The 2,446-nt window shown below is 58.7% G+C and carries 3 protein-coding genes and 2 pseudogenes; 4 read left to right on the top strand and 1 reads right to left on the bottom strand.

Annotated elements, in window-relative coordinates:
• From BN1133_RS20315 to BN1133_RS08915, 3 genes are all read left to right on the top strand, one after another.
• Positions 1-848 (top strand): hypothetical protein (locus BN1133_RS20315; protein WP_050666193.1); only part of this gene is annotated, 848 nt, incomplete at its 5' end.
• Between the two features lie 203 nt (positions 849-1,051).
• Complete coding sequence (locus tag BN1133_RS20110) at positions 1,052-1,234, top strand: hypothetical protein (RefSeq protein WP_231686253.1); 183 nt, start codon at positions 1,052-1,054, stop codon at positions 1,232-1,234.
• A 182-nt stretch (positions 1,235-1,416) separates the two neighbouring features.
• Complete coding sequence (locus BN1133_RS08915; RefSeq protein WP_050666192.1) at positions 1,417-1,713, top strand: hypothetical protein; 297 nt, start codon at positions 1,417-1,419, stop codon at positions 1,711-1,713.
• Positions 1,714-1,984: 271 nt separating this feature from the next.
• Here BN1133_RS08915 and BN1133_RS20450 read toward each other — a convergent pair.
• Positions 1,985-2,068 (bottom strand): annotated as a pseudogene (locus BN1133_RS20450) (chloramphenicol acetyltransferase); the annotation flags it as partial.
• Positions 2,069-2,235: 167 nt separating this feature from the next.
• Between BN1133_RS20450 and BN1133_RS08910 the strand changes: the two are divergent.
• A pseudogene (locus BN1133_RS08910) lies at positions 2,236-2,427 on the top strand (hypothetical protein); the annotation flags it as partial.
• Between the last annotated feature and the right edge of the window lie 19 nt (positions 2,428-2,446).

The raw sequence follows: 2,446 nt of genomic DNA, 5'->3' as shown, positions 1-2,446 counted from the left end.
CCCACTCGGGGCAGAGCTACGAGCATCGCCGCCAGTGGGTGGTTGACCGGCTGGGTCAGCTGTCGCAGCTCTTTGCCATCGGCATCTGCGCCTACGCGGTGATGAGCAACCACTACCATCTGGTGCTGAAAGTGGATGCCGAGCAGGCGCAAGGCTGGAGCGAGCGAGAGGTGGCCGATCGCTGGGCCGGGCTGTTCCAGTGGCCGCTACTGGTGCGCCGCTGGTATCAGGGGGATGCCCTGATTGAGCCAGAGCTCGCGGTAGTGCAGGGGCTGATAGAGGAGTGGCGCAGGAGGCTCTACTCCATCAGCTGGTTCGTGCGCCTGCTCAACGAAGGGTTGGCTCGCCAAGCTAATCAGGAAGATAGCTGCAAGGGTCACTTCTGGGAGGGGCGCTTCAAGAGCCAGGCCCTGCTGACCGAGTCGGCGCTATTAGCCTGCATGGCCTATGTGGAGCTCAATCCTATCCGCGCCAAACTTGCCGACCGACCCGAGAAGAGTGACTACACCAGCATCAGCCAGCGCCTGGGAAGGGCCCAGACCACCGAGTTGCCACCTTTGCTGCTCCCTTTCGCTCAGAAAGGTAAACTCGAGTCACTCCCCTACACCTTCAGCGACTATCTGGCGCTGGTTGACTGGACCGGCCGTGCCATCCGCGATGACAAGCGGGGCCATATTCCCGAGGCGCTTTCCCCCATCTTGCAACGGTTGCAACTCGACGCTGAGGACTGGCTCAAGCAGGTGAAGCTGTTCAAACGAAGCGGCATCCGGGCTATCGGCCACGGTACGGCGCGAGAGCGTTACGCCCACCACTGCGGTCAGCGACGGTGTCACCAGCCAACCCACTAATCTTGCTTCAAGTCGACTTTCCCTTCTGGCGCATCTCATGACATCAGTGCGGTCGCGTGGCTGCTCGGTGGTCTGTTTTTAGGAATTCACTCTCCCCAACGTTTGATGCTTGGCGTCTGAGGTCTCAATGGGCCAAATCACCTCGGTAATGATTGAGCTAACGCCTTCAGTAGAAAGGTGGGTGTCCAACAGTAGAAAGGTGGGTGTCCAAAAAGAGGCTACCACTTTCCCCCATACTGGAGCGCCTGCAACTCGACGGTGAGGACTGGCTCAAGCAGGTGAAGCTGTTCAAACGAAGCGGCATCCGGGCCATCGGTCACGGCGTGGCGCGAGAGCGTTACGCCCACCACTGCGGTCAGCGACGGTGTCGCCAGCCAACCCACTAATCTCGCTTCAAGTCGACTTTCCCTTCTGGCGCATCTCATGACATGAGTGCGGTCGCGTGGCCGCTCGGTGGTCTGTTTTTAGGAATTCACTCTCCCCAACGTTTGATGTTTGGCGTCTGAGGTCTCAAGGGGCCAAATCATCTCGGTAATGGATTGAGCTAACGCCTTCAGTAGAAAGGTGGGTGTCCAAAAAGAGGCTGTTTGCCAAGAAAGATGAAGCCAAATCACTTCCCTACACCTTCAGCGACTATCTGGCGCTGGTCGACTGGACTGGCCGCGCCATTCGCGACGACAAGCGGGGCCATATTCCCGAGGCGCTTTCCCCCATACTGGAGCGCCTGCAACTCGACGCTGAGGACTGGCTCAAGCAGGTGAAGCTGTTCAAACGAAGCGGCATTCGGGCCATCGGCCACGGTGCGGCGCGAGAGCGTTACGCCCACCACTGCGGCCAGCGACGGTGTCACCAGCCAACCCACTAATCTCGCTTCAAGTCGACTTTCCCTTCTGGTGCATCTCATGACATGAGTGCGGTCACGTGGCCGCTCGGTGTGTAGTGGCCTGTTTTTAGGAATTCACTCCCCCCAACGTTTGATGCTTGGCGTCTGAGGTCTCAAGGGGCCAAATCATCTCGGTAATGGATGTGAGCTAACGCCAGCAGTAGAAAGGTGGGTGTCCCAAAAGAGGTTCATGGATGTGAGCTAACGCCAGCAGTAGAAAGGTGGGTGTCCCAAAAGAGGTTCGTAGAAAGGTGGGTGTCCCAAAAGAGGTTTTGATAAAGCACACCTGGGGGAAGCCCGCCATGGGGTGCGGGTTGGCGGGGTCGGGTCCGTTCATAAGATCGTCCTTGGCAAGGCCGAATGGGGTCATTCTACTCCGTGCTGTGATGGTGATGAAGGCGCGACTCATGATGGGCCTTGGGGGCCCCGCTCGGTCGAGTATCAGGGTTCGGCTTTTTGTTGGCTGGCCTACGCTAACTGAAGGGTGCAAGCGGAGGGGTAAGCATGAGAGTCGGAGTCGTGGTGCTGCTGTTGTTGTTAACGCTGCCGGCTCAGGCGTTGACCATCGCCATGGTGCTGTGGCGGGGTGAGACCCAGGCCGAGGAGGGGTTTCGCGACGAGCTGGCTCGCCTTGGCTATCGGGCGCGCTTTGTCACCTTCAACGCCAATCTGGATCGCAATCAGCTGGCGACCCTGTAGTGGCATAGTGAATTTG

It is taken from the genome of Aeromonas schubertii, assembly GCF_000820105.1.
In the GTDB taxonomy this organism is placed as follows: Bacteria; Pseudomonadota; Gammaproteobacteria; order Enterobacterales; family Aeromonadaceae; genus Aeromonas; species Aeromonas schubertii.
Note: the sequence above shows the minus strand (reverse complement) of the source record. Positions and strands in the feature narration are given on the sequence as shown.